Origin of the sequence: Romboutsia sp., assembly GCF_035470145.1 — a bacterium.
GTDB lineage: Bacteria > Bacillota > Clostridia > Peptostreptococcales > Peptostreptococcaceae > Romboutsia_D.
Genome location: NZ_DATIRC010000164.1, coordinates 1 through 2,829, shown reverse-complemented (window position 1 = coordinate 2,829; position 2,829 = coordinate 1). Strand labels below are relative to the sequence as shown.

Below are 2,829 nucleotides of genomic sequence, written 5' to 3'. Positions count from 1 at the left end.
AGATGGTGAAACTAAGTATAGGCATTATTGATATAATGACTCAAGGCCTCATTTTAAAGATGTTGATTATTAGGAGGGAAATTTGTATATGAGTATTTAAGTTAGAGGATGTTGTGGTAAATGTAGTTAAATGATATAATTACAATAAATGGAAAAAAATGGTACAAAAAGTAATATCTTGTCTACGCTATTGAAATCCGCGACTGTATTGTAAAAATGCGATACGATTTTTTATTTAAAATTATTAAGATTATAGGTGATATATAAATGAAATATAAAGGTAGAATATGCACAATGATATTTTTAGTAATTACAGAGTCAATATATATTATTTATTATTATAGTAAATTTGGTTATATAGATACAATTCAAAAAATAATGATTCCCATATTGATTTTAATTACTTGGTTCTTAGGTAAAAAGTTTGATGAAGTTAAGTTTTATTCTCAAGAAGTAAATGACAATAGAGAAGAATTAAATCAAATATGTGATAGCACGCATGCTGCACTGTGGTCTTATGATGTATGTACAAATAGTACATTAGTTGTAATGGGGATTGAAAAAACGTATGGATTATCACGCAAGAGATTTTTAGATAATCCAATGGTTTGGCAAGAAATAGTATATCAAGATGATATAAAGTTAGTTAAAGAGCATGAAAAAGAATTATTATTAGGAAAATCTAGTCATATAGAATATCGTTTTATAAAAGAAGATGGTGAGGTTCGCTGGATGAAAAATTACGGTATACCTATTTTTGATTCTTCTGGTAAAGTAATCAAAATTAATGTTATGGCAATTGATATTACAGAACAAAAACTTACAGAGGAAAAGTATAAAAAACTTGAAGAAAATTATAGTAACCTAATCGAAATTGCTCCAATAGGTATAGCTATTCATGAAGATGAGAAATTGATGTATGTTAATTCATCAGGAGCAAGGATTCTAAATATAGATAATCCTCAAAAACTTATTAATAAATCGATATTTGATATAATTCATCCAAAATTTCACCAAGCTACAATTAATAGAGTTAATGAATTAAAAGAAAACAAAATACATACTAGATTAAATGAATACAAACTATTTAGATCTGAGGGGAAAACTGTAGATGCTGAAATGATTAGTACCAGTATCACTTATTCTGATAAACCGGCTATTCTCACAATGATTATTGATGTAACAGAGCGAAAGAAATCAGAAGAAAAAATTAAACAACTAGCTTTTTATGATAGTTTAACTGGATTGCCTAATAGAAATATGCTTGATTATAAGTTTAATAAATTATTAGATAGTTCAAAGGTAAAAAAGCAAAATGTAGGTGTTATGTTTCTTGATTTAGATAGATTTAAGATAATTAACGATACAATGGGACATACATTTGGAGATATTATTTTACAACAGTTTTCAAAAAGATTGGTTCAACATGTACATAAAGATGATATGATTTGTCGTTATGGTGGGGATGAGTTTATTATTTTATTGAACGATACAAATCAAATAGAAGCAACTAAAGTAGCACAATCAATTATTGATGAATTTTCTTACCCATTCATAATAAATGAACAAAAATTTTTCTTATCTACTAGTATTGGAATCAGTCTATATTCCGAAGACAGAGATGATTTAGAAACATTGATTAAATGTGCTGATATAGCTATGTTTGTTGCTAAACAAAAAGGAAAAAATAACTATAAGTTTTATATTTCTGGCCAAAGTAATGATATATCAAAAAAAATGTATTTAGAAAATGAATTAAGACAAGCATTAGAGAATAATGAATTTATACTTTATTATCAACCTCAATTCAACTTACATACAGGTAAAATTGTAGGTATGGAAGCATTAATTCGCTGGAAGCATCCTGAATTAGGACTGATTTCTCCTGATGAATTTATTCCATTAGCAGAAGAAACTGGACTTATTATACCTATTGGTGAATGGGTGATTAAAACTGCATGTGAACAAAATAAAAGTTGGCAAGAATCTGGACTTCCTTCAATATACATTGCAGTAAATATTTCAGCCTATCAATTCCAACAGAATAATTTTGTTGAAAATATAAAGAAAGTGTTAAAAGAAACAAAACTTGATCCACAATATTTAGAATTAGAAATGACTGAAAGTATTATGCAAAATATTGAACAATTAACTGTAGTATTAAATGAATTAAAAAATATAGGAATTCAACTATCACTTGATGATTTTGGTACTGGTTATTCATCATTAAATGTTCTAAGACGCTTGCCTATAGACACCTTAAAAATTGATAAATCTTTTGTAGATGACATTATAAGTGATGTGAATACAGCACCAATTGTAAAAACTATTATTGATATGGGACGAAACTTAAAACTTAATGTAATTGCTGAAGGTATAGAGAATAAAGAGCAAGTAGATTTTTTAAAACAAAATAAATGTAATGTAGGGCAAGGTTATTTCTTTAGTCGTCCTTTACCTGCTGAAGATATAATTTACTGTTTAGAAATTAATTAAGAACTATAAAAGGAGAACTATATCATAAATAAAAGTATTAATGGATTTAGCATACTATGATTTGAAATGAGGTATATATAAAACTATTTTTCTAAGTATCTTTTTTGATTAAAAGCACATAATAAGCTTGTGCAATTAAGCATGAAAAATATATGGAGGTAAAAAAATGCCAAATATGAAAAATAGTTTTATATATACCTTGTTTCAAATCATAGTATACTAAATCCATTAATACTTTTATTTATGATATAGTTCTCCTTTTATAGTTCTTAATTAATTTCTAAACAGTAAATTATATCTTCAGCAGGTAAAGGACGACTAAAGAAATAACCT

General features: G+C 26.5%; 1 protein-coding gene. It reads left to right on the top strand.

All coding sequences use genetic code 11. From position 1 onward, the window contains the following. The first annotated feature begins 378 nt into the window (after window positions 1–378). Complete coding sequence (locus VLM92_RS06380; protein ID WP_325275511.1) at window positions 379–2,496, top strand: sensor domain-containing protein; 2,118 nt, start codon at window positions 379–381, stop codon at window positions 2,494–2,496. The last annotated feature ends 333 nt before the right edge of the window (window positions 2,497–2,829 follow it).